Origin of the sequence: Paenibacillus sp. FSL R7-0048, from assembly GCF_038004505.1 — a bacterium.
Classification (GTDB): Bacteria; Bacillota; Bacilli; order Paenibacillales; family Paenibacillaceae; genus Paenibacillus_AQ; species Paenibacillus_AQ odorifer.
Map to the genome: position 1 here is coordinate 6,416,268 of NZ_JBBORF010000001.1, position 24,884 is coordinate 6,441,151.

21 protein-coding genes are annotated in these 24,884 nt (G+C 36.0%); 1 reads left to right on the forward strand and 20 read right to left on the reverse strand.

Annotated features, from left to right (window positions below):
* Positions 1 to 31: 31 nt before the first annotated feature.
* From NSQ91_RS28345 to NSQ91_RS28365, 5 genes are all read right to left on the reverse strand, one after another.
* On the reverse strand, positions 32 to 466 hold the full coding sequence (locus NSQ91_RS28345; RefSeq protein WP_076129794.1) for a hypothetical protein: 435 nt from the start codon (positions 464 to 466) through the stop codon (positions 32 to 34).
* A complete protein-coding gene (locus NSQ91_RS28350; RefSeq protein WP_038573407.1) occupies positions 450 to 668 on the reverse strand; it encodes a helix-turn-helix transcriptional regulator in 219 nt (72 codons plus the stop codon). The genes NSQ91_RS28345 and NSQ91_RS28350 overlap by 17 nt, the downstream gene beginning before the upstream one ends.
* A gap of 500 nt (positions 669 to 1,168) precedes the next feature.
* Positions 1,169 to 1,657, reverse strand: coding sequence for a DUF2199 domain-containing protein (locus NSQ91_RS28355; RefSeq protein ID WP_076194036.1), 489 nt, complete (start codon positions 1,655 to 1,657; stop codon positions 1,169 to 1,171).
* Between the two features lie 192 nt (positions 1,658 to 1,849).
* Complete coding sequence (locus NSQ91_RS28360; protein WP_038573410.1) at positions 1,850 to 2,254, reverse strand: GNAT family N-acetyltransferase; 405 nt, start codon at positions 2,252 to 2,254, stop codon at positions 1,850 to 1,852.
* Between the two features lie 474 nt (positions 2,255 to 2,728).
* Positions 2,729 to 3,523, reverse strand: coding sequence for a MerR family transcriptional regulator (locus NSQ91_RS28365; RefSeq protein ID WP_076304933.1), 795 nt, complete (start codon positions 3,521 to 3,523; stop codon positions 2,729 to 2,731).
* Positions 3,524 to 3,777: 254 nt separating this feature from the next.
* Here NSQ91_RS28365 and NSQ91_RS28370 point away from each other — a divergent pair, with 254 nt between their 5' ends.
* Positions 3,778 to 4,452 (forward strand): DUF4097 family beta strand repeat-containing protein, encoded by a 675-nt coding sequence (locus NSQ91_RS28370; RefSeq protein WP_340920887.1) that lies wholly within the window; start codon positions 3,778 to 3,780, stop codon positions 4,450 to 4,452.
* A 421-nt stretch (positions 4,453 to 4,873) separates the two neighbouring features.
* Here the strand turns inward: NSQ91_RS28370 and NSQ91_RS28375 are convergent, their stop codons facing one another.
* The 15 genes from NSQ91_RS28375 to NSQ91_RS28435 all read right to left on the reverse strand — a co-directional run bounded on the left by NSQ91_RS28375 (position 4,874) and on the right by NSQ91_RS28435 (position 24,881).
* Positions 4,874 to 5,332, reverse strand: coding sequence for a hypothetical protein (locus NSQ91_RS28375; protein WP_076194028.1), 459 nt, complete (start codon positions 5,330 to 5,332; stop codon positions 4,874 to 4,876).
* A gap of 932 nt (positions 5,333 to 6,264) precedes the next feature.
* Complete coding sequence (locus NSQ91_RS32125) at positions 6,265 to 6,390, reverse strand: helix-turn-helix domain-containing protein (protein ID WP_081383471.1); 126 nt, start codon at positions 6,388 to 6,390, stop codon at positions 6,265 to 6,267.
* A gap of 373 nt (positions 6,391 to 6,763) precedes the next feature.
* Positions 6,764 to 7,810 (reverse strand): hypothetical protein, encoded by a 1,047-nt coding sequence (locus NSQ91_RS28380; protein ID WP_076194026.1) that lies wholly within the window; start codon positions 7,808 to 7,810, stop codon positions 6,764 to 6,766.
* A 194-nt stretch (positions 7,811 to 8,004) separates the two neighbouring features.
* Positions 8,005 to 9,945, reverse strand: coding sequence for a UvrD-helicase domain-containing protein (locus NSQ91_RS28385; protein WP_076194024.1), 1,941 nt, complete (start codon positions 9,943 to 9,945; stop codon positions 8,005 to 8,007).
* Positions 9,942 to 11,927 (reverse strand): ATP-dependent nuclease, encoded by a 1,986-nt coding sequence (locus NSQ91_RS28390; protein ID WP_076194022.1) that lies wholly within the window; start codon positions 11,925 to 11,927, stop codon positions 9,942 to 9,944. The genes NSQ91_RS28385 and NSQ91_RS28390 overlap by 4 nt, the downstream gene beginning before the upstream one ends.
* A gap of 334 nt (positions 11,928 to 12,261) precedes the next feature.
* The gene (locus tag NSQ91_RS28395) at positions 12,262 to 13,662 is read right to left on the reverse strand and encodes a TnsD family Tn7-like transposition protein (protein WP_076194020.1); all 1,401 of its coding nucleotides are present in this window, start codon (positions 13,660 to 13,662) and stop codon (positions 12,262 to 12,264) included.
* 66 nt (positions 13,663 to 13,728) lie between these two features.
* A complete protein-coding gene (locus NSQ91_RS28400; RefSeq protein ID WP_076194017.1) occupies positions 13,729 to 15,534 on the reverse strand; it encodes a TnsD family Tn7-like transposition protein in 1,806 nt (601 codons plus the stop codon).
* 89 nt (positions 15,535 to 15,623) lie between these two features.
* A complete protein-coding gene (locus NSQ91_RS28405; protein ID WP_256716577.1) occupies positions 15,624 to 17,270 on the reverse strand; it encodes an ATP-binding protein in 1,647 nt (548 codons plus the stop codon).
* Positions 17,263 to 19,443 carry a Mu transposase C-terminal domain-containing protein gene (locus tag NSQ91_RS28410; RefSeq protein ID WP_340920893.1) on the reverse strand — a complete coding sequence of 727 codons (2,181 nt, stop codon included), beginning with the start codon at positions 19,441 to 19,443 and terminating at the stop codon, positions 17,263 to 17,265. Before NSQ91_RS28410 ends, NSQ91_RS28405 begins: the two co-directional genes overlap by 8 nt.
* 22 nt (positions 19,444 to 19,465) lie before the next feature.
* Complete coding sequence (locus NSQ91_RS28415; RefSeq protein ID WP_256716578.1) at positions 19,466 to 20,005, reverse strand: TnsA endonuclease N-terminal domain-containing protein; 540 nt, start codon at positions 20,003 to 20,005, stop codon at positions 19,466 to 19,468.
* 952 nt (positions 20,006 to 20,957) lie between these two features.
* Positions 20,958 to 21,161, reverse strand: coding sequence for a hypothetical protein (locus NSQ91_RS28420; RefSeq protein ID WP_076194010.1), 204 nt, complete (start codon positions 21,159 to 21,161; stop codon positions 20,958 to 20,960).
* 838 nt (positions 21,162 to 21,999) lie between these two features.
* The gene (locus NSQ91_RS32130; protein ID WP_076194006.1) at positions 22,000 to 22,257 is read right to left on the reverse strand and encodes a hypothetical protein; all 258 of its coding nucleotides are present in this window, start codon (positions 22,255 to 22,257) and stop codon (positions 22,000 to 22,002) included.
* A 27-nt stretch (positions 22,258 to 22,284) separates the two neighbouring features.
* Complete coding sequence (locus tag NSQ91_RS28425; RefSeq protein WP_256716575.1) at positions 22,285 to 22,416, reverse strand: hypothetical protein; 132 nt, start codon at positions 22,414 to 22,416, stop codon at positions 22,285 to 22,287.
* Between the two features lie 59 nt (positions 22,417 to 22,475).
* Positions 22,476 to 23,753, reverse strand: a complete 1,278-nt coding sequence (locus NSQ91_RS28430; protein ID WP_076194004.1) for a cation:proton antiporter — start codon at positions 23,751 to 23,753, stop codon at positions 22,476 to 22,478.
* A 45-nt stretch (positions 23,754 to 23,798) separates the two neighbouring features.
* A complete protein-coding gene (locus tag NSQ91_RS28435) occupies positions 23,799 to 24,881 on the reverse strand; it encodes a hypothetical protein (RefSeq protein WP_076194003.1) in 1,083 nt (360 codons plus the stop codon).
* Between the last annotated feature and the right edge of the window lie 3 nt (positions 24,882 to 24,884).

The following is a 24,884-nucleotide window of genomic DNA, read 5'->3' on the forward strand; positions in this document are numbered from 1 at the left end:
GAATATTCTAATTGATGTTACGTCATTCCAATTACATTCTCTTAGCATAATAATTAAATAGGAAGATTCCTAAGGAGATTTGAAAAACAAAAACACCACATAACACAGTGACTACAGTTTGATCTACTCCCATTAAACTAAATACAACAGTTAGAGCCATTAGGATGTAAAAGTTAACAATATTAGTTTTCCAACCCGCTTTTTCTCTTATTCTTATTTTCCGTTCATCATTAGCCTCAATTTTACTCATTCTAACTTTCTCATCATTCTTTATTTTGTTCTGGGGCTTATTAAGCCATAACGAATACACCATATTTCCTACTCCAAGCACTGCAAGGACTGAACCCACACCAATGAGCAAACCGGAAATTCCTTTTAGCTTCTCGTCAGTTAAAATAAATCCACCCATATAAACCATAATAGCACCTGCAATTGTTAAGAGCACCCATTTACTCGCCGTTTTCATTACCCAGCTCCTCCTCGTAAATGAAAATATCTTCAATACTCATTTCAAAAAATCGCGCAATCTTAAATGCAAGAATGATGGATGGGTTATACCGGCCATTTTCAAGTGAACCAATCGTTTGCCTGGATACTTCCAATTTATCCGCTAGTTCTTCTTGTTTAATACCTTTTTCTTTTCTAATCTCTTCAAGCCTGTTTTTCAATATCTTACCTCCTGAAGCAATTATGGAAAGTTAACTTTCCGTAAAAATAACACATTGGATTATACATGTAAAGCTAACTTTCCATCAGCTGAAGTTGATTGCAATTTAACCCGTGATCTTTATAGGTGTAATGATTTAGGGCACGCCTTGTTGATACTACATCTGTAGAATCGGGCATGAAAAAACGCCACTCGTTAACTCCCTAATAGGAGTACGGGTGACGTTGAGTGTTTCACGGGCGACAACTTATAAAAAAACACTTCAGTTAGCTTAGTCTGCCTCAAGAATATACCCTCCGAAAGTTTGCCTTTTGGATAAAAAAGTGTCATTGTCAGCAGAAAATAAAATATTAAGACTGTCTCTGTTTCATTGAACAAAAGTCTCCTGTTAGCTTAAACGACATTACGCACCGAGTTTAGCCTTGCAGGGGTGTCTGTTGGCGTAGATATGATTTAATAAGCTGTCGGCAGCTTCTTCGACTATAGATTCAAATTTTTCTCTTACTGACTATGGTTTATTAAATGAGCAATTTCTTTAACTCTCTCCATTGTAATTCCTTCTCTTTGTTCAACTGCAAGTGGATGATTCGTTTGTTCTAATTCTATTAACGGAACAGCACCAACCTCTTGTGTATGCACCATTGTCTTTAACGATAATGTAGTTATTGGATATATTGAAAGTTCAGTCGATAACCAACCAAAATAAGGTTCTTCCGTCCCCCTTCCTTCTACGTGCAATAATTCATTAGACTTCAGAAAGTTTTCTTCACTAAGAGAAACCCACACACTCCATATAAATTTCTCTTTGCTATCGATTATTGGTATTTCAATATGGCCTCTAATAAAGAAATGCTGTTCATCAATTACACAAAAATCTCTAATTAATTCTGTTCTTTTCTCTTCTGGTACAGTGTAAAAATAATATGGTGCTTCACTTCCGTAACATAAAGGAAGTTCACTTAATTCGTTGTTACAGTGAGGGCATTTCATGTTTTCTGCTCCTTATAGTTTCTCGCCGATTTCTTATAACGTCTTATTCGGGAGCTTTGTGATAATTCCATCTTTTGAGTATTCGCGAAATTACTGAGTTATCCTGCCCCTTTACTTCAATAAAAACGGCAGCTGATCCTCTGATCGGCTGCCTTCTTGTTGCGATTAAACTATCGTGATCCGTTATTTTAATCATATCAACTCTGAGATAAACATTGGTGTAGCTCCATCCTCTGTATTAAAGCCAAACTTATTATAAAAATCCACTGCATGCGGATAAGAAATTAATACCTTTGTTTTACACCCTTTATATCTATCAAGCATTATATTCATCATTTCCTTACCTATACCTATACTCTGATAACTCGGATTAATAAGCATATAATGAAAATATACCGTTAAAACACCATCTGACAAAGCATTTATTAAACCGACAAGCTTTCCTCCTTCCCAAGCGGTAACAATTGAATGAGACCCTCCGATTGCTTGTAAAAGCTCGTTTGGATACTTGCCAGACTCCCATTCTACCGAAAGAAATAACTCTTGGAGTGCATCCTTAGTGATATCCTCTTTGCTTGAAGCGTAATAAATACTCACCCCTATACCTTCCTTTCATAAAACTAACTACGGCACACATCTGTTTTAAACTCCCATATTTCGCTGGTTTTGCAATCCTTACGAAGCCATAAAATAATACCGACAAAGCAATTTCGGATTTATCAAAGTGAAAAATCACTTTATTTACCTCAATATACTATTAAAAATATGTATAGAAAATGGATTAACTGAAGTGGAATTTGTATTTATTCACATTAGAGAATTCATTAGAATACTTTTTTCACTTAATCATACTATTCCTAAGAGGCTTATAGCGTTAATCTACCAGTTAGCTAAATAGATAACATTGAACTATAGTTAAATGTTATCTATTTAGCTAATCGGCGAAGTATAACGTTCTTGTCCTCAGCCTGGGGCAAGAAACGTGATTGCTTAATCAAAAAAAAAGCCGCTAAATTAGCGACTTTTGATCAAACGATTTTCTCTTCCTAAACCTTTTCCTTTGTATTTAATCTAACATGTGCGTTTCTTAATGAACAGTTGTATCTGATAATCCCACTGCAATATTCCAGTCACAGTAATGTTATGAAGAACAAAATCTGGACACACATCGTATTCCGTCTTTGCCCTTTCAAGTAAATTTTGTAATACAGCATTCTTATTCTCTTCGGTACAGTTTGCACACAGATAGTCCCCTTCTGGTAGCACAGTCAACCCCTCTAAAGACGGATATTTTAAGCAAACAGCAAATAACCGTGTTATTCCTTCATTCGTGAACATTCCCGCCATATCTTCAAATAGAAATTGTGAATGCAGAGAAGTCTCAATTTGTTGATAGAAATGTCTGTGATAGTCCCATAAATTCTTTAGTGTGGGGCTTTCCATTTTATTCGAAAGCATAATTACCCTTGCCTCTATGTTTCTGATAAAGTAATTTTCACTTTGACTATAACCGTTGTGGAACTTATTTTCATAATGTAGATAGGCACGTTTAATTTTCGATTTTGCATACTGCAGACGAGCAATTTTATCGTCTGCTCTTTTTTCTGCCTGTTTTAGAAATTCAATTACTTTAGAGAGATCATTCTGCTGCAATATATCTTTAATATCCATTAAAGTAAGATCCATTGCTTTGAGCAGTTCAATGGTTTGCAGCTTTACGAGCTCCTGCTCGGAATAGTATCGATATCCCGACAATTCATCTTTATGGCATGGCTTGACTAATCCAATACGATCATAGTGCCGCAAGGTCTCACTGGTCATCTCTACGATTTCTGCTGCTTGCTTAATTGTAAAATAGTTGTTCATATCTACCCTCTTGACCTTTTTGTAACACAAAAGTTTATGATGATTAAAACATATGCGACTGATAAACGCAACGAAATACAAAAATGATCCGATCCAACTCTTGCAACATATTTGGGTAGACTTTTCAAGATCATTATGTTCAACTCTAATACTTTGTTGCATATCGCAATTTTTCTGCATAGAAGCTTAGGATTGGCATTCGTAGGACTGGCTATATTAAAAAGAAAAATGATTTAACAAAGTAGCATTTTATAATGAAAAGTACTGCAAAAAAATTACTATCTACTATAGGCATATTGGTGACACTATTGATATCATTGGCAGGATGCTCCTCCCACACCACTTCCTTGGAGGAAAAAAATTACATCATCCCTGCCCAAAAGATTGATACCTTAACAATTGATGTAAAGGACAAAAAAGTAACTATCCTCCAATCTAAAGATGAACAAATTCATATTGTTTACTATGAAAGTGAGAAAGATTTTTACAAGATTGATCTATCTGACGATAAAGAACTGTCAATGGTAAGTGACAGTAATAAGGAATGGAACGACTATATCGGAGGAAAAGGTTCGCAAGTAACCAGAACTATTCAGGTATCGATACCTGATGCAACTTTAAAAAATTTGACTTTAAAAACATCAAATGAAAGTATTGTATTACCAACAATCGTGTTTTTAGGGACAGTGGAAGTAAACATAAATAACGGAAATATCCAACTGGACAAATTGAATGTAGGGACGGCTATAACCCTTGAAACAAAAAACGGAAATATTAGCGGTTCTATTCTAGGGTCATATGATGATTTCGCGATCTTAAGCAAGGTAAAGAAAGGAGATAGCAATTTGCCTGCCAATAAAGAGAATGGTTCAAAAAAATTATCTGCTTATACAAATAACGGCGATATTACCTTACAATTTTCTGAGTAGCCAGTAGTTAAATATTAGCTCGTATGAAGTCCGATACAATATTGAAAGGGATAACCTCTGTTTCACTTTTGAAACTTCTGGTCCTACCTCTTCGACTTTCCACCGGCCTATGACCGATAAAATATCCCTCCCTCTTGTAATGGAAAATCACCTTGATAAAGTTGTTAATCCGACCCGTAAATCGATTATCTTATGATGTACCCGAAGGCCAAATTTAAGCTTCATCGTGAATTCCATCAAAATAAGGTATAAGCCGTATTATAGCGGCTTATACCTTCATGATTTTGTTTGACTGTTTTGAACCATCCTTTGTAACTCAATGTATCCGATGCATATAAAAAGTACTACTATCGATATAATTAATATAATACCGTATATTGGATATTCAAACTATCCTGCCAGTTAGCTTAATGAAGCATCGTCAGTCTAATCGGTTTTCATCTGTTTCATTTAAGGTTTCATTTAAGATCAATGAATTGGGATACGATTTAAGAAATGTTGATTCATCTACTTTTAAAAAAAACTCGCCTTCAAAAATTAGTTGATTCGTATTAGGCCCGATTTGATCTAAATTTCTTGCTATCTCCGATTCCTTAAAGATACTTTGTTTATCTGCTCGCAAGAACATGCCATGAGGTGTATATAGTTGACTATAATACCCTTTTGCGATTTTTGATTCTACGGATTCTACGTTTTTTACTGATTCTACGGATTCTACGGATTTTACGTTATTTGTTGAAAAATTAGTGTTAACAGGATTTTCAACTGTCTTATTTACGGTTTCCATTTCTGGATAGGTGTCTGCTTTTGAATTTGATATTAATGCCACTCCTGAAATAATAGTCATTGCAAAGGCTATTAAATATATTTTTTTAAACATATTATCCCGCCCTTTCTATACCAATAAATTATTTCCTACTTTAAAACATTATATTCACTTAAATGTTGAACGAATGGATAAGGTCCGTAAAGGAAAATATTAAACTATAAAATGTATTATTTTCCTTATTTTATTATACTACCTTTTAAAGTGCATGTGAACATCAGTTTACTATAATATTAATTTCCTTACGCAATAATCTCCAATTCTCCTCTATGTAATATTATGTTCTAATAAGTCTTTTAATGTGTAGTCTACATGGACACAGATCAATCCACTTACAAAGAGTAGCCGAAGTATGGTGAAATTATTGAAGAACAGGTGCTTCGGTATCCTGTCCTTTGTTAAACTATTCTCCCTCTATGAGGAATCACTTTTCTCTTGAATGCTCGTAATATCTTAGGTTTCTGATTTTATTCGTTCAGTGCAGACGACTTCATGGTGGAATCAAGTTGAAATCGAAGAAAATGTTGGGATGAGGAAAAGCGCAAAAGAACATTTCCTTAACCACACCCTGAAGAAAGTGGTTATCTAGGAAAAGTATGGTTGCACTTATGGATCTCCACATTCCTCATGGAGGTCAACCCTCCCAAGTCTCACAGCCTAGCTCCCACATTCCTTCATTCAACCTGTCCATGAGGTGGAGGTCAGATATGCTGCCTGCCAGGATCTTCGTCCGTATGATAGTTTCGTTCCGACTCATCCGTGCTTCAGTTGTCTGTATCTCACTGTTTTGGTTCGAACGCTAATGAACTACTGTTTCGTTATGCTGCCGTACTTAAAACATTGAATTGAGGGATATCCTCCCGTTAGTTTAATAAAAAGAACGCTCCCGCGCCTTCGCTTGGGCTGCGTCCTCCTCATTATATTCCATTTCCAATTACCTATTAAAGAACGTACGCGGGTAGCACACCATCAACATATTAACAAAATTAAATATCCTCGTCGAATAACCAGTTTAAATCAACATTAATTTCTTTCCTTAATTCTTTTAGAGTTTCGGCAGAGGGTTTAGTCTTTCCCTGCTCAATTTCACTAAGTCGGCCTTGTGAGATCATCTTCCCCCATATAAAAAAAAGATAAAGCCGCCCTGTATTTTCAGGACGGCTCTAGATGTCAGTGTTGCTGTTCCACACTCATTTTTTTCTTAAGCTTTTCAAAACACAACTTTATTGCAATTTTGTTACTCAAAACAATACTTTAATGTTCAGAACAACACATTAATGTAATTAGTCAAACAACTGTAAAGTGACATTAATGTTGGTTACTTAGAAACTGAGGTAAATCAAGTCTTTTCTGGCTTTCAGCCCACTTTTTTAGTTACATTATAGTTGGTGTCCAAGAAAACATCCCCAAAACTCTAATTACATTAAAGATTGTAATTCGAAATAGTAAAACATTTGAGTAGTCCCTCCTATACTCACAATGTCTTTATGCATACTGAAGTGCTCTCAGCTGATTTTTATTTGTTATAAGCTCCCATACAATTTCATTTAATACTTCATCTAGTCGACAGCAGATATTTAGGTAAGTCCAATTTTCTATACTGTGCTCAAATTCATCGAATACGTAGTTTACCATAAACTCATCTCTATAAATTTGTAACAACTGTTGCATCGCTTTGTAATCCCCATGAGCTATTTTATTTCGTAACTTTCTCATTATTTCCGCAAAAGTAACTTTCTTAGTAATATCGATTCGTGTTCCGTTTAAGAATTGTGGAAGTTTCCTCTCTAACTCACCAACTAACTTTCCATTCCCGGAAGGGTTTATGATTAACATTTCAATTAAGGACATCACTTTAAAAACATGGTAAGCATTATAATCGCGATCATGATACATTGAATTTATTATGTAATCTAAAATCCAAAAATCCTCTTCCTTTTGCAAAAAATCATCTATTAGTGCTCCTACTTTAACTAATGAAGACATACACTCTTTATTATAGTTTTCAAAATCCAACTGTGAGTTTAATATTGCACGGAAAAAATTCAGAATGCGCGGCTTCTCGTTAAATTCATCTGAAGAAAAAGTTGAAAATGGTATCCTTTTGTTTAACACGTCCTTCCCTTTACTTGAATTTTGAATTTTATTGCAAAAATTTATGAACTTTAGTGGAAATGAAACTTCACATGTAGGGCTATCCATTGTGTCATTTTTTAATTGTAAATATGAATTTTCAAAATCCAATACATCAATGGCGACAAGATTTCTCGCTATTACTTCTAATTCGGAGTTATGGGAAATATTCCATTTTGCCTTTTTGACTAACTCAGCAAGATCATAATTACTAAGCTTACTGTTCTTAAATTCTCTTTTTCCCCATACCTTCAAATTATGTTCATGTACTAGCATCTCTTCTAGCATATCGTCCTGCAATCCCTTTATCCAATCATTAGGTGGATTTGATATTCCAACACCTAATTTTTTTGATATAATAGTCGGTTCAATATTTCCATAGATATTTAATATAATCATGATTTGATTTCACCTCCAATATCTAGTCACCCTTATTATTACATATAATTATATCTCAGAAGATGGTGAAAATATGGCGAACAGTAATTCTTTGATTTTAAATCATACCAATTAATCTAAAAGGTATAAGCTATAAATAAAATAAAATAAAAACGGCCATCCAAAAGGAATAGCCGTTCTTCACAAACCTTCGTTTAGTCTGCCCTTTTAAAACCATAAGACTCAAGCAGATCCCTGTCCTCTTTATTCAATACCGGAACACCCCAAACCAAAGAATATTTGGCCCTAGTATTTGCAACGTATCCTATACGCCCAGATTCAAGTTCTTTCTCGATCCACTTTTTCCAATGCCCACTCCCTGAATTTTTCAGACTAGAAACCACCATTACACTATCAAAAGCTTGCCCTTTAACTGAATGAATGGTGTTGACTGAAACCAGATTTATTTTATCCGGCATGTTGTAAACAGTAATGTCTTGTTTGGCAGTACCTCTAGGTGAGATCATCTTAGATATTTCAGAAAAACCTCTTTTCTCACTATCACAAATTGCTAAGTTTTGATATGCCTCTTGCACTATACTCAAGAAGTTATTATTGAAGTTCTTGTACCACGTTGAATAATTGATACCATCAAATCTTACTAGATCAGAAACTGCAGAACATCCATCCAAAAAATCTTTGATAAAGATTCTCCATCTATAAACAGAATCAATTGAACTTGGACAATTATAATTTTTCCTTGTCGTTGCTCCTCCAAACCACCTATGCATATGCCTACTTGCAAGCTCTAAAGCTAACATTCGTGATTTTGGTGTATTCTCAATCCAAAGTTGTAGAGAGTCTAAGATTAAATGTTTACTTTCTCTAAAATTCGTTTCTAAGTCTAGTTTCATGTTTTGTTGTCGGACTAATATAGCCGAATTATTAAAGGGTATTTCTACTTCCTTTAGAAATTCTATATACTTTTGCTTCAAGGATGCAAGATCTCGATATTCTAAATAACAAACACTCTTCTCACCATATTTATCAATCTCCAAACCACGTATAGGCAATGAAACACCTAATAACTTGTTGGATGTATTTACAATAGAATCGCAACTTCTAAAGTTATCGGTTAGAAAATGCTTCTCAAATACAGATAAATATTGTTTGGTGGTTACTGGATCTGCATCCTTAAATTCATATATTGATTGATTAAGGTCCCCAACAAAATGAAGAAAAGTACCAGCACTCTTTAATTGATTAAGAATATTAATTTCAATCCATGAGAGATCCTGACATTCATCTACAATAATAAGAGGAAACCGCGCAGCTATGAGTGTAGCTAAATGATCACTCTTCATTAAAACTCTATATGCCATATAATTCATATCTTCGAAGTTGGCAAACCCATCCTCAAAAAAAGTTTGTTTGATTTTCCCTATTTCTTTCTTTATATATTCAAAACTTAATAGATGTTTATTCCCTCTCTTTTCGCGAACGCTTTGAATAAATTCTTGTACCTCAGTTAACTTATAGTAGTCTTTTAATGAAAGTTTATAGTTCTCTGAATAATGAATTATGATGTCGTTAATTTTATGATCATAATAAATTTGATTTGCGTATACGTCCTGACTTGATGAAGCAAGGTTTAAATAAGGGAGTTTATATTTTTTTAACCAGTGATTATCATAAACAACCAAACTTTTATCAATCAGTCTATAAGAAGTATCGCCTTCTCTATTTTTATGTTTAGAAAATTTATATCCATAACTCTGCGCAATAAATCCATGTATGAAGCCTGATAGGGTTCCTATGTAGTGAGGATATAATGATGTTAATCCTGAAAATATTTTCACTCGTTCTTTGATAGTATCAGTCGCATCATTAGTAAATGTAAGCACCGCAATACCACTATTAGTTGAACGCCATTTCCTAATCTCAAATGCAGCTTTCATTCCAACAACCTCAGTTTTACCACTCCCTGCACAAGCCTCTAAGAAGATGTTTTTCTTGGCAGACGAGAGAACATACTTTAGTTGTTGCTCTGTTTTTTCTCTCACTTTACTATCAATAAGTGAGAGATAGGAATTCACGGCTTCTTTATTCAAACTCAAAGTATGTATTATTTCTTGCTCCATTTCTTCCTTATTCATACTATACCGCCACTGCATGACCATATAATTGACTTCTTAATATAATCAGGAATATCAATGATTTTGCTTATGTTTAAATAAACATCATTAATGTTTGATTTTGTAGCATTAACTTTATTCAGTTGCTCTCTTATTTTGCACTCTAAATAGTCTGTTAGTTTCTGTGCGTAGATCCCTTTCCCGACCTCATCAGTATCAATATGTTTAAAAATAAATTCAGCATCCTCTTTTAGCTCATCTTCGTTATCGTACTCATTGTTTTTTAAGGATATTGAAGTGCAACGCTGCTTTACTTTTCCCTCGGTGGGCCATAAATCACAAATAACTTTTGCCAATAAATTTGTGTTACCTTTTATCGCTAAGTCATATTCAAATGTCTTTAATGGAGAAGAAAATAATCGTCCCCAATCACTCTTGTTAATATCATCCATTAGTTGAAGTGCACTATTAGCTCCAACAGGCAATTCACTCGGTAAAGGAAATATATCTTGGAGTTTAGTTAGAGGCTCATCATCTTTATCTTTTTTTAATTCGCCTTTCTCGTCATACACGAGTACTTTTAGTTTTGGTGGATCATTATCCGTAATTCCTGAGCACAAAATTGGTAAATGTATATCACCAGTGCTACCATCACAATTCGAAAAGAATTTCATGAAATGTTTAAAGTTAATTCCATTGATATTTATCGTAGACACACCAGCTTCTTCTAGGGATGTTGGTAATAATGTATCGAAATTATCCAGAGCTGTTTTATTATATTGAGCTAGTACTATCTTAGCTAAAGTAGGTATGAGCATCGCCTCACTAATACCTTCCACAAGAATTATACCTTTTGAGAACAGCAGTGCAGATTTTGTTACATCTAGCCACCTGTTAATATAGTTTTTACTTTCACCCAGATCGATTTCTTTTAACGGAATTGCAACAACACTCTCTTCCTTCTGTGATATATGAATCAAATTATATATGTCTATAGAAGAAGCAAGTACTGGAGAATGAGTTGTAATAACGACCTGTAGATTTTCCGAGTTTCGGGTTATGTCTTCTAAATACTTTATGAATTTGACTTGAAGCTGAGGATGCAAATGAGCTTCTGGTTCCTCAATTAATAATACAGTCATCATGTTATTGTCTTTTAATAGCTCAAGCTCTGCAAATACAGTAGCTATATATAAAAAGTTATTATATCCCAAGCTATTAATAGCTATATCCCTAAATTTATCGGAGTCATTTTGTTTGATACCAGGAAAGAACACCATTTTTATACTCTCTACAATTTTATTAAAAGATGTATCCGCAAATTGAAGATTTATACTCTGACCAAGTCTTTGCCCCAGGGTCTCCTCGAGCTTGTTATTAATATTGATTTTGGCTTTTTCAATTTCATTATATTTATTCTCAGCATTACTCGTTATTTGAGAATTAAAATCAGTTACGTTCTTCACAAGTGAATCTTTATTATCACCGTATTGTTTTTTTAGTAACTGGGCTAATCTCGATCTCTTTCCATTAACCAACTTCTCCTCTGCGTCACGAAGAGGTGGGAGATAAATACAATCAATACAATCAAAGGTCTCGTCTTCAAAAATGCTTGATTTTGAAGCACCTCCCCAAACTTCCTTTTTATAATACCCTTTTATATTTGGATTCGAATTAATCTCTAAATGTAGTTGTGCATTGTAGTCGGCGTCACACCAACTTAAAAATGTAACCTGTTCATTTGGACTCAAAGACTCAAGTGTAAGATCTATTCTAATTTCCGGTGCAATATATTGCTTGTCCAAAGATATATAGAAATCATCTTCATCAATATTCATATATGAAAATTCGTTCTCTCGCAGAGCAAGTCTAAGGGCATTAACAATTGTTGTTTTGCCCGAACCATTTTCTCCAACTAGCACGTTGAGTCCTTTGTTTAGCCTTATTTCAGATCTATCTTTAGCATTCTTATATCCTGAAATGTACAACTTAGATATATGCACTTATGCCCCACCCTTCTTTTCTCCACACCAAATTCCTATTATTAACATTATACGACAAAAAAAGAGAATTGCCTCTTGATACAATAATAAAACTAACATTAAAGGAAGGACTGAATTGGATAAAAAGAAGAAACTGCTCTTGTATTATGCAATTGGAGATCTGAACCTACCGTTGAATTTGCTGATAGATAATTAGTAATAGTGTGTAGAGAGTAATTGTACTGAAGAATATGAAGGGGAGGCTAATGGGGTAAAAATCCAGTGCAGAAGAGACTGAATGCATTGCATTCAGTCTCTCAACATATTGAGGTGAGTTTCATTTCAAATCGCAAACTTAGATATTCCCTTGGAAACATTGCTTATTTATATCTATTTCATTTAATATGTCGTTCTCTAATTTATCCGCGTACGTCTTTCTTAACCCAGCAATTCGGACGACTTCCCAGGGTTGCACGGCTGCTCTATCCTTAGTTAATTCCTTTACCGCTTTCTTAATTCTTCTTTTCTGAAATTGCTCTACAGACTCCACTACTTCATCTAGTGCTTTCTTGGATTCTGGTAGTTTATCTATAGCTCGTACAAGTAGGGACTGAATTCTAAGACGCCTTCCAATTTCATTTTTTGTTACTCGTATTGTATTTTCATCTTTGAAAATATGTTTGGCAATTAAACGAATATTATCAGCAATTTCTGAATCGCGTTGTTTCCAATCAATTCTAACTTTAAGCTGACTATCTCCTAAAGTAGGTGATGGCCTATTTAATCTTTTACTGTTATTTTTCTCAGTGATGTTATTCTTAGAAAGATAGTCAAACATAGAGTCCATTGTTTCTCCTAAAAATCCAAGAATCAAAATGTGTCTTAATGGATGACACGTCACTCTTGGTGAACGTAGTACTTTATGAAACCAGGTATGCTCATCACCTACAATAACTTTGCAATTCAAACTATTCAGAAAGCTTTCACTGTAGAATTGATTAAATTTTGAGATTAACTTAATCCATCTGATTCTCTCTGATTTAGTTATTAAGTCTTTCTCCTTAAGTTTCATTATATAATATTGCCTCAATCGTTCTAATCCTACTGAACTCACTTTGCTCTTTAATAAAAAATACGATTGTTCTGCAATAAACTGATTATGGTCTGAGTTCAATAACTCATCAGCACTTTCCTGAAAATAATGATCATTAGTAAGGTAGCTGCTCAAAGTCACCATTGCATGCTTATGTCTTTGATTAGTTTCTACATTAGAAAGTTGTAACTGGCACCCATGCTTAAAACATATAGAGATACTATCTGCTTGGTGCGACCTATGCCAATATGCCTCCCCATATATTTTTTCATCATCTATTACACAACTGGAGCAAAATTTTAGAACTTTTGCTTTTTTCATTTCACTCGCTGTTATACCAAGTAACATATAGACAGAAGTTCCGTTGCCGTACATCATAATATCTTTTAATTTTTTATATCTTTCCATCGGAATAAATTTCGAATAGTAAGGAAGGAATGTATTATTTTCTATGAAGTCAGACGGAGTATGTATATTAGGAAGGGGCAATCTCTCGCATAATTGTTGTAGATGTGTAGGGAACAACTTTGTTGCACAAATATGCGAAGAACCAAACATCTCTAACATGGATGTTTTCGAATTTTCATTTCCTGAAATCCAGTGATAACGTGCCATTACACTATAAAAAAGTTCATCATCATATGTAATCGGAAAAAATATCATACCCTCACTCCAACTAAGTAGTATTGGTAGTATCTATTCTTTCCATTTATAACTTTATTAAAACTATTATTTTATTAGAGCATTTCTCTCTTCTAGAAATTTAATTATCTCTCTTTCTATTTCTATATTCTCTTCGGCCTCTACTTGATAAAAGGCAGCTGTAGCAGATTTAAATAGATAAATATTCATTGATGTAGTGCCGCGATTAACTAATTTACTATAAAATCTCGGTATGCTTCTGATTAGGAAGTCTTTCCTGGACTCAACATACTTCTCTAACTCTTGATAACTTAATGGAAGTAATGAAGCTCTGTAAGTTTTTAGTCTATTACGTTCAGTAGCCTCCAAAAGATTACATACTGTTTGTTTAGTAATTCGATAAGGGTAATTCGGATTAATATTTTTAGCAGCATTCTTGATTTTTATCAAAAGTTCATTGTCTAATTGAGCGAAATCTACTTTTCGTGCTTTTTTATCTATTTCAGGAGGTAGTCTAGCTAGTAACCATGTTCTATCATATTTCATTAACCATGTATACACAGCCTCATTCTCCTGTCGTATTTTTTTACGAGTATCCACCCCTTTATCTAAAATTCTAATTATTTCTTTTCTTCTTTCATGTAATCTTTTCTTTTCTCCCACAGTAACGATTATTCGAGAGTTGTTATCTACAGAACTAACTTTTCTTTCATACTTATCTTTATAAGTAGTAGAACAATAATCTCCATTTATGTTCCCTCTCAAGAGGGTCGCATATCCACATAAATCACAGGAATACTTCAACTTACCTAACTCATCCTCGCAGTTGTCTATTTTTCTCACACACATTTTTATTAAGGGGATATTATAATTTACACAATCGGTATTTCGACAAGTCCAAGGACCATTACCGAAAAATATTTTCGATGATATTTCCGTCTTAGCTAAAAAAAACTTTTGTAATGAGCTTTCTAAAAAGCGAATTAAAAGTAAATAGAACCCAATGAAGTTGGACATTGAAACCCGATTAAGGAATTGTGTTCTGAAATGGTTAGTTGAAATATTATCTTTTGAAATATTTATTCCATTAAGTTTCTCAATAGAATAGTGGGTTAAAAAATCTTTAATTAATATTTTTTTATGAATTTTACCCGTTATTCCGATATACTTTTCTCTATATAAATATCCTATTAACTGATGATATAGAATATCAACATTGACATCCAAATGCCGCTCTCTTAATATGACTAGATCATTATAAATTTCGCATTGAAATTTTACAATCTCGCCAGAACTCCCCACCCTTACTATTTTCATCTTACTCCCGCAGCCACAATATTTAGATCTTAAAAGGATTCCCGACTCTGAGTGTGCATAGGCTTCACCACATTCAGCGCATTTATTCTCTAACAATACATTATGTTGAGGGCATGATATAAGAAAGTCTATTTGGTCCCCTCTATGCACATAAGCTTCACCGTACATCTCTTCATCCTCATTCACGCATACAGGGCAGTATTTTATATCTTTAGATAAGATTGATTGAGCCATCCTATGAGAAAAACCGTCAAATTCACTTTTCCTCCCACTCTCACCGTTAATAATCTTCAGAGTTCTATTAAAACGTTCAGGCATATAAAAAACCTTATAGAGGCCATACCATGTGTGATTGTATAAAAGTAACTCTTTTGAAAGAGTACTGCCTATAGGTAGTTTTCCCAATAAATAATTAAGTCTTCTAGGGAAAACTGTTTGTTTGTATGAAGTTGTACCAAAAAGCTCAAATTTACTTTCAGAAAAATCTGCATTAGCTGAACGCACATGATATCTAAAAATAATGCTCCTGAAGTCCTCATCAGGAAAGGGTTCTGGAAACATAAGAATACGACTCATGAAATCCTTCCTCTCAGGACAAAATCATTTAATTCATCACATTCTCTGATAAGTCCACGCTCTTCAAGCGCTTCTTCTGTAGTCATCCCTCATTGATGACCAACCTTAACCACATAACGAATGTCCTTCTCCTCCAGAGCCGGCTTATTCTTATTTCGCGGCTTTTTTTGTTGCGGTAGGCTTTCAGTAGAAATAGGCGCTTCCTCTCCCTGATAAGGTGCTTTTATAGCTAAAGCTAATCGAGCCAATCCAGCAAACATATTATCAATATCACCTTTGCCATCGCTAGCTTCAAAGACCTGGTTAGCAAGAGTTTCCGCAACACTTCTTGATTTAACAATATGAAATGCGAAAGATGTTAATTTCTCAAGTAACTCACTTTTATTCCTCTGCTGCAGAGCCCTTTGTTGTTGTTCTATCAGATTTCCATGAACCTTTATTCGATGACTTGCTTCTTGAATATATCCTCTTAATGGAAGCCAATCAGGTTGGATATCTTCTAATTGATTATACCCTTCCGTATCTCCACTTCGTATCTTCTGGTAAATAGGCTGTAGTAGTCTCAAACTTCTTCCTGCAACCTCATTTATGAGATTAACTGTGATTGTCTCTGTACCCCCGTTTACAATTGCCCTGGACTGAACATGCATGAATAGCTTAACGGCAATATCCGGAATCCCCATACTGTGGTAATACATAGTATCCAAAATCTCTTCAGTCATTTTCGTGAATGTCTTTGTGTATTGACTATCCCATAAATTATGAATATATTCTCTCCACTCCCAACTCTCTTTTAACATGTATCCTGTTATATTCTCAGAAAATTCATCCGGTATACCACGGCGGGTATTTGCCAATGAATTATTAAATAAATACAAGGCTTTATAAGAGCCAATTAAAACCGTTGGAATACCTATTGTATTAACTAATTCAGTGATGAAATCAATCATATCTTCTTCACCACCGGAATAAGCTTTTTGAATTTTTTGTATTTCATCGATAACCAGTACACCAAGGTTAATCTGAGTAGCGACTTTTATCATTCTTCTAGCATGTGTATCTAATCTCCCCTTTTTTTCGCCGAATTTTTCGTAGAAATCTGTCCCCAATAGCCGATCTACCTCGTAATAAAAGTTTTTACATAAAGCACCCACTGATTTATTAAAGGGGCATTCAATTTTCATCCACACGATTTGTGTGTACGGTAACTTCCGACCATTATATTCAGAGTGATGTATAACTTGAGGAAATAGTTGAGTTAACATTCTTTCATATACTTTTGATTTTCCTGATCCACTGATAGCAATTTCCACATGACTTTGAGCTGTTTGTACATTCCCTGCTAAATTTGCACCATTCTCATCTATTCCAGCCTTAAAAATCTTGTCCCATCCTACGGCCAACTGCCTATTATACATAGCATGCATCGGATTTCTTGATTGGTAACCTATTTTTATCATAGTGTATAAGTTTCTATACTTATCATAGTGTGCAGGATATGGAAGCCAAAAACTTGGTTTTATTTGTTGAACAAACTCTAATCTATCTTCAATACTTAATAATTCATAATCATCAATTAAAGGAGGTACAGAATGTAGTGCATCAATAAATTCTTCTTCGTTTAACCGGTTTGGTATTGCCTCAATAAACGGGTTGCCCTGGTTTTGAGGAAGGATTTGAGTAATGTAGCTAGCCATGCAGTGGGTGCCTTTTAAGTTAGTATATTCTTCATTCATCAAGTTCACGTTTTACCCTCCTCTCACTTATTCGCCTTGAAAATAGCGTCTGTGCATCGTCGTAAAAATCACTGTTTCCCGTTTCTTCGATCTTTGAGCCTTGATTTAGTTGAATTAATCTTCCTGGATCTGCATCTTGATTCTTTTCACTGCCCTCACTGGTATTAGTCCAAGCATATGTTGCCCCCCATCTTCCCTTATCTACTTTTCTATGCTCACGTTTATCCTTTTGTTTTGCATAAAAGCTCATTTCCGCGGTTTCTTTTTTTGTTTCGATCGTTGCAGATCTAGTAAGTGCCTGAGAAAATGCATGTAGCTCTGAATTATGTTGTTTCTCATTCCGTTCCTGCAGCTTAATTTGTTCCTTTCGATACTTCATGATCAGAGATACTTCATCAAAGTGCAGATCGTTATATTCTTGATATTTTGAAGTAAGTATACATTGAATTAAATTACCATCTTTATGTTTATAGTAAATACTGCTGCAATTTCTAGGATCATAAGTAACCTCTATATACTTGCTACCCTTGACCCCTTTTTCCTCAAACCAGCCTTCCTTTATTCCTATCTCACAGGTATAGCATAATTCTTTGAACTCAATTCCGAATCTTGAAACCTTCGCTTGTTCCCGCGGCATTAGGTTATATCGAATGAGGTTTCTTGATTTTTCATGAAGAAGTCTTTTTCCGCTCCCCCAATTCCAAACTTTGAGTGGTGTTAATTCTACACCTTCTTCAAACATCTCTTTTGTTGGGAGATATTCGCGATTAAGGGCACTCTTGTTATACGTCAAAAAGAAAACTATTAAAAACTGATTGAATTCTTCAATAGTAAGTGCTGCATCTTTAGCGGGGTCTCTGTCTCCTCTAACAAGTGGCTTAGGACCAATACCTGCAGGTAATAACTGCCTAATTGTCTCATTTGTAATTCTAAATCGTCTTTCTACGAATGGTTTCAAATCTCCCCGGTAGGACGGTGCATTTAGAACATCAACTTCAAGATTCACGAATTTTTCTGCATTCTTCCCTTTCAATTCTCCTCTATCGCAGACTAATTTCCGGGGTAAATAATGACACGGCCACTCTTCCGCTTCAATTTGCATATTATATCTGGCACAGTTTTCAACTTTATTAGTTACAGCATTCTCTAGTGCAACCATAGCTTCAATCCAGGACGGTGGTGCCAAACTTACGTGATACCCTACCACAAGAAGACTGAATACATCTATTACAATGTATAGAGTTGGTCTTCCCAGAATTGTTTTCCGATCAAATGAAACTAATGAAATATCTGCTGGCGTGGAGTCGATTTCAAATAAAGCACCAATGGAAGTAGCTCTTTCAGATGCATTCCCTTGCAAGGGCCTTACATCAATTGACGCTCTACGTTTTCCATGTCTGTTTGCGTACCTTTTTGAAAATGAAGTATCTTTTTGATACCAATATCTAAATTGACGAAGTGTGGGGGATTTTTCAGGGTTTACTATAGGCACTCTAACACCAAATTTCCTATAGAAGCCACGTTTGTAGAATGTTTCACACATATGCTCATAAGTAGTTTTAATATCCATATTCTTTCTAATATGGAACAAGCGGATTGCAGAGAGAAAAATCTTCTTATCCATTTCAGTGATCAAAAAAGTATTCCCATCTTGAGAGCGAGCTCCCGGTTTATTTTGGTATGTTCGCTCTCTTCCAGGAGCTCCACAATCAAAATAATTATCTAATAATCCATTTCTCATTTTTCCGTAAAACCAATACTTTTTCAAATAATCCCTTATCACTTTTTTTGCTTTACCTGACTTTAGATGTGCTTTTGTTATCAACCTTCCCCTTGACTCAGATATATAAATATCCGGTTCTTGGGTAACGATGTCTTTAATGATTTCCCATCTTTTATCTCTACTATCTTTATATTTTTCCAGATAAGAATCTTCAGGTGAAATCAACCTTAAATCAGTCTCCATTGTGCTTATTCGACTCTTTTGTTCAGATATTTCTTTTACCAGATCTTCATAGTTTAGAAAAAAGGGTAACTCTATCTCATGAGAACTATCAATGTTTATAACAACAATATAATTTTCTTCTTCCCATACCCATAACACTCTAAGTAAGGCCACTGTTTCATTTTCATCATTCAACCGCTCAATAATCGTATTCTGAACAATAAGCATACTCCATACTCCCCTCAAGGATTTAAGCTAAATTAATATTCACAAACGGCTTTTCTATTGGTGAAACTTCTAATGGTTCCATTTCCCGAATGATTTTACTATTCATCTCGCACTTCCATCTTTTATTAGCTAACATATGTTGCAAAACAAACATGCACGTACCTGGCTGTAAACCAATATCTCGATCAGTCAACAGGCACAGTTTACCAACCGGTGTTATGCATGAATCTTTCAGTAAGACTTGTATCAAAACTTCAGAGACAAGCAATAGCAGCTCCTCATCCATCCCCGGACGTGTATCAAGGTATCTGGCCTCGCTCATCCATTCAACATTAGCGACCAATGTAGTAGGAATTCTATTTTCAGTGATTATGCACCAATCTATTCCCAGTTCTTCAAAAAATCTTCTTTCAATTTCAAATAGTTCTAAAGTTCTCGTATCTAGTTTATGTAAGGGTTTAATTGTTCTGACTGCAGGGGTAGGTCCATTAGCAGTTCGTATAGTGAGCATAAAGTCAGTAGTCATTATGACAGGGGAACCATCAACATGGGCATGTTGGATACCTAATCAGTTAGATATCTCTATAGTTCTTTCCAGAGGAAGAAGAGGGTATTGTTCTCTTATATCAATAACACTATCTAGCCATTCACAGTAGTAGAGATATTTTCTTTCATGTTCTGATAGGGTATGGTGAATTCTTTTGGTCTTCCACCCCTTATGCCTTGTTATCCATCCCTCAGATGCCACTTTATTGTCGTGTGCTTGAATAAAGGGTTGGTACTGATCTCCAGTTCCTTGACCCCTACCTTTTTTAATATAGTTCTCTTGAAGTTTAACTATGCGTGAAGCTCGGCGTGACATATATTAACCCCCCAGTTTTTGATACCATATTCAAACAACTAATGGCCTCGCCCTTAAAAAGGGCGAAGCCGTTACCTTCAAGTTGTTTATGTTTATTCTGAGGTGTTATTATTAATCTTTAACCCATTTATTTCAATTTAAACTATTTTCTATATATTCGTAATTATTTCACGAAGACATCACGAACATACAATTTCGTTAAGTTCTTCAGAAAGGAATGAAAAAATGAAGCCTTTCATTTATATGCCTTACTTTCAAAAAGAGCCACAAAGCGGAGAATACACATTTTTTTTGGAAACGCACAAAGAGCACTTGGCTCCCAATTTGAGAATATTGACAAAGAAGCTAGAGAAGTAGCTTCCAGATATTTAAGTGAAGCTGGTGCTCATTTTATTTCCGAACGAGATGATCCAACCAGGGCAGCGGAAGAGGCACAGGAGTTATTATTTCTTCAATTTTACAATAAGCTCATTTCAGTTATTTAAGTATTTTTGATCTAAAAATTTAAGAACCAAGCGATAATCTAACACCAAAAATGAACCGGCTCCTGGATCACCGTTCGTCATGATTCCAATCCACCGTATTGATTTCCTTTTAGTATCGATTTTAAATGAGGGGCTCCCACTCAATCTGTAACTTGTCCTTCCCATTCTTATACTAGCAGATACTGATACCCATATTTATACAGCGTATGATGTATCCGGTTTGAATGCCAGCCTGGAGTACGGGTTAACCATCCTTCGGATGCTACTTTATTATCATTTGCTTGAATGAAAGGAATGTAGTCTGCTCCTCTTCCTTGTCCTCTTCCATCTCTAAGTCGATTTAGATGTATTTTGTATACAGAATTTGTCATTCAATCCTCCTCCTTTCAATACAGAAAGACGCATAACAGGTTAACAGGTCTGTCATGCGTCTCTAGAAGTATTATATGTAACCAATTAACCTCATTATCATATTTTAAAACAGACTTCTTTGATGCCGGATGTCAGTTTAATTTTCAGGAACTCTAAGCTACGATCTAATAGTGAACCCTTAGTACATTTATGAATCTAGTTTGATTTCACAAAGAACATGCCAAAAAACAAATAATAGTTATACTACATATTAGTTTGGTAAACACACTTCATTGTTTCCATACTAACCATTATTGTCTAAAACCCAATATTTTATTCCGATGTATTCGTTAGAAGATTTAATACAAATACTTGTAATTTTTTATGAACACTCTTACCCTCTATCCGTTTGTCAAATAGCCTAGAGATGAATCTGTTAAAGGTCTAAAAGATTCAGAAATGAGTTATGCGTTGTTAAACCATAGCAGTTCCATTCCCCCTCATATAGGGGACTTATGTATGCATCGCATCAATCTTTACTTTAAATGCTTCTCTCAAAGAAAACTCAGATGAATATCCATAATAACCAAATAAGATTCTAACGGGCTTCATCTCTTACATTAAATTTGCTTAACAAGCATTTCTACTATGGACATTCGTCAAATATCACAAAGTAGAATTCATATAACAAATTTTTTGTTTGTAACGCGATATTCAATACCGCACTTAACAAAATAAGACTTCTACCAGAGAATATCTCTAATAGAAGTCCTGAATTTCTTGCGAATAAGGATTTTTCTTTGGCATTCATGCACAAAAATGTTGTATTAAAGTGCAGCACCAACAGAACAATACCAGTCATCCATAGCTAAAGCTTGTAACATATCCGTTGAGGCCATCCCCCCATACAATTTCCACCCGTTTCCCGGTTATCGTCTCCCACTCCAGTTTCTGGATCACGGATCCACGCCGCATATCCAGCCGCCGTATGTGTGAATGAACCTTACCGGGGAACAAACTGCATTTCTCTCTATTAATATAAATTTCAACATTCTTGATGTTCATTACGTTCAACATATATTGGTTATTTTCGGAATAACAGTAGGCTTCTTCCACGTAAGTGATGGGAACCGTGCCTTAGAATCAATTCAGGTAGGTCCGGCTCACCGAGTGGATCGTCCAGCTTCCACTCAGACCGATATATCCGTTCGCAATGGTTAACACGGTCTCATTCCGTAGATTAATCTCCCACTGGTAACCGGTTTCCGTGATCATCTACGGTTTGTTCATAATAAGGAGAGTGAATGGGGACTCTACATACACTTTTTATGAAATCATTCCTCAAGAGGAAGCGGATGCGGGCTTGCAGCCGGGCGAAGAATCGTTACGGCTGGGGTTCGGTAGATCAGCTTCAGACCAAGGGCGCTGCCGATCGAGGTCACAATGGCCATAATAACCAGGCTGACATAAATTCTCCTATCAATGACCTGGGCTTCAAGCGCAATCGAGGCGATAATTATTTCCACGGCTCCTCTGGCGTTCAGTCCCAATCCGATCGTCAGTGCCTGGTTCCAGCGCAACCCTCCCAGACGCGCACCGACCGAGGATCCGAGAATTTTCCCTATACAGGCGAACACAACAATAATCAATACCAATTGGAGGTCAAAATCCTGAAAGAAGTTGGCCTTTAGGCCGATCGTCGAGAAATACAAGGGCGAAAAAAAATACGTACAAATCGAAGACAAGCCACCTTTCAGTGTTTTAATAGTGTCGTTGTAGAATTGATGCTTGAACAGAATACCCATTATAAAAACAGCGAAAAACGGATGTACATGGTTTTTTTCAGCCAATGCGGCGATCAGGACAACCAGAAAAATAACAAAGCCAATGTTCGCTCCCTTTACACGTGTCAGCTGCTGATTGATGAACGACTTTAGCCATTTGAAGACCAGCACCATAATAAAGGGAAACGTCACGATGGTTAGCATCCGGGTTGCAATTTGAAGCCCCGACCGATTCTCCTGCGAGATCAGGAAGATACCGCCCGCGAATAGACTCCAGCCGATCAAATCATTGATGATCGCCGATCCGACTATGATCGAACCAGTCCGTGTATTCAGAATGTTCAGATCCGACAAAATCTTCAGAATGATCGGCAAGGCAGAAATGGAGAGCGCCACACCCATAAACCCGGCGAGATAAACCGGATGCAGATTTCCCGAGCCGGAAGTGAAAACTTCGGAAAAGACAAAAATGATTCCAATTCCGATCAACATGGGAACAATCAGACTTAACACGCTTGTTATGATAATCGTCTTCCGGCTATTGAAGAAATGCTTCAGTTCAATTTCCAGGCCCAGATAAAACATAAAAAACAACATCGCAAACTGGGTAAAATAACTCAGCGGCTCGGAAACGCCTCCGGTAAACCCCCACATTTTCGAATACGTTTCGGGTAGAAGGCCCATGATGCTTGGACCGAGTAAAATACCCGCGAGCAATTCTCCGATAATTGCCGGAAGATTGATTCTTCTGGCTAGTCCGCCCAGGCTAAGCGCAGCTAAGAGCAGAATACTGATCTGCATAAAAAACAGAAATAGATCGCCTTCCACCTGTCAACCCCCGTCCCGATTTTAATGATTTCTCCTACCAGTCGGTCACAATCCCTCCATGAGAAGCAGCAGCGATTTCTGACTCTTCATTATTTGTTCCAGACTTTTCTCCACTTTGCTTTGAATATAATTCTCATGTTTTCCCCGCATACGGTTGGCCTGCATGATGCTTGACAGCTTAATAATGTTCACGATCAGTTCATCCAGGTCTGATTTAATTTTCTCTACTAGAAGGGCGTCCTCCACTTCGCTGAATTCTTCGAACAACAGCCTGAGAAAATGAAAACTGAATTTCAGGTCGAAAAAACATTTCCACAGCGCTTCTCTCTCCTGAACATCCAAAACCTGCGTAATTGCGTCCCGGTAGAATGAGCCTAATTGCTGCAAGGCATTAATGCCGTAGTAAAAATCTCGATTGCCTTCCCGTACCGGGCCCCGATGGTAATGGATCTGTATGATTTCACGCAAAATATCCCGGGCCAGTACTTGTTTGTCCGGCAGTCGTTTTTTGTCCATATGGACGTGGCACACTCCGTTGACCAACTGCTCTTTTACATCCTCAAACTCGCTAATTTCCGGGATATACCTCAAACCTTTCCAGAATTGCATCAAATTATCACCGTCGATATCTCCCTGAAATTTATTTGGGACCGGGTCATACAGTTGATATGACGTAAAATCACCACCCGTAACGGCAAGCCAATGCGTCATAAGCATCAAGCGGCCATCCCGGACAATGTTATCCACGAAGTGTCGGCTGTGATAATCCTTGGATTGTGGCAAATGATACGTCGTTCCACCCATAATCAGGCAGTTGTCCTGCTTGAGATAGCGATGAAGGTAATCCTGCTTTGCACTTTCTTCGATTTCAATAAACTCCAGTGTCAAACCCAGCTTTGTCTGTAAATACTGGCGTCCTAGCCGTTGAACGTCCCACATGTATACTTCGCCTCTAAGATCCGTTCGGTCCAGGGCGAACGTCGGAACGCTCAGTAGATCGTGATTTGTCAGAAGATTAATACCAATATCATACCGGTTGGCGTTCAACCACATATTGATCAAAGGATATAGACATGGGATATAATAAGGAATATCCATATCCGGGATTGACTTTTGAACGGTTTCCAAAAC

Excerpts from the sequence above, each read along its gene's own strand:
- NSQ91_RS28405 (WP_256716577.1), bottom strand. The coding sequence starts at position 17,270 with ATGAATGAAGAATATACTAACTTAAAAGGCACCCACTGCATGGCTAGC.
- NSQ91_RS28400 (WP_076194017.1), bottom strand. The coding sequence starts at position 15,534 with ATGAGTCGTATTCTTATGTTTCCAGAACCCTTTCCTGATGAGGACTTC.
- NSQ91_RS28425 (WP_256716575.1), bottom strand. The coding sequence starts at position 22,416 with ATGATCACGGAAACCGGTTACCAGTGGGAGATTAATCTACGGAATGAG.
- NSQ91_RS28375 (WP_076194028.1), bottom strand. The coding sequence starts at position 5,332 with ATGTTTAAAAAAATATATTTAATAGCCTTTGCAATGACTATTATTTCA.
- NSQ91_RS28380 (WP_076194026.1), bottom strand. The coding sequence starts at position 7,810 with ATGATTATATTAAATATCTATGGAAATATTGAACCGACTATTATATCA.
- NSQ91_RS32125 (WP_081383471.1), bottom strand. The coding sequence starts at position 6,390 with ATGATCTCACAAGGCCGACTTAGTGAAATTGAGCAGGGAAAGACTAAA.
- NSQ91_RS28355 (WP_076194036.1), bottom strand. The coding sequence starts at position 1,657 with ATGAAATGCCCTCACTGTAACAACGAATTAAGTGAACTTCCTTTATGT.
- NSQ91_RS28410 (WP_340920893.1), bottom strand. The coding sequence starts at position 19,443 with ATGCTTATTGTTCAGAATACGATTATTGAGCGGTTGAATGATGAAAAT.
- NSQ91_RS28345 (WP_076129794.1), bottom strand. The coding sequence starts at position 466 with ATGAAAACGGCGAGTAAATGGGTGCTCTTAACAATTGCAGGTGCTATT.
- NSQ91_RS28385 (WP_076194024.1), bottom strand. The coding sequence starts at position 9,945 with ATGAATAAGGAAGAAATGGAGCAAGAAATAATACATACTTTGAGTTTG.
- NSQ91_RS28370 (WP_340920887.1), top strand. The coding sequence starts at position 3,778 with ATGAAAAGTACTGCAAAAAAATTACTATCTACTATAGGCATATTGGTG.
- NSQ91_RS28395 (WP_076194020.1), bottom strand. The coding sequence starts at position 13,662 with ATGATATTTTTTCCGATTACATATGATGATGAACTTTTTTATAGTGTA.
- NSQ91_RS28365 (WP_076304933.1), bottom strand. The coding sequence starts at position 3,523 with ATGAACAACTATTTTACAATTAAGCAAGCAGCAGAAATCGTAGAGATG.
- NSQ91_RS28420 (WP_076194010.1), bottom strand. The coding sequence starts at position 21,161 with ATGACAAATTCTGTATACAAAATACATCTAAATCGACTTAGAGATGGA.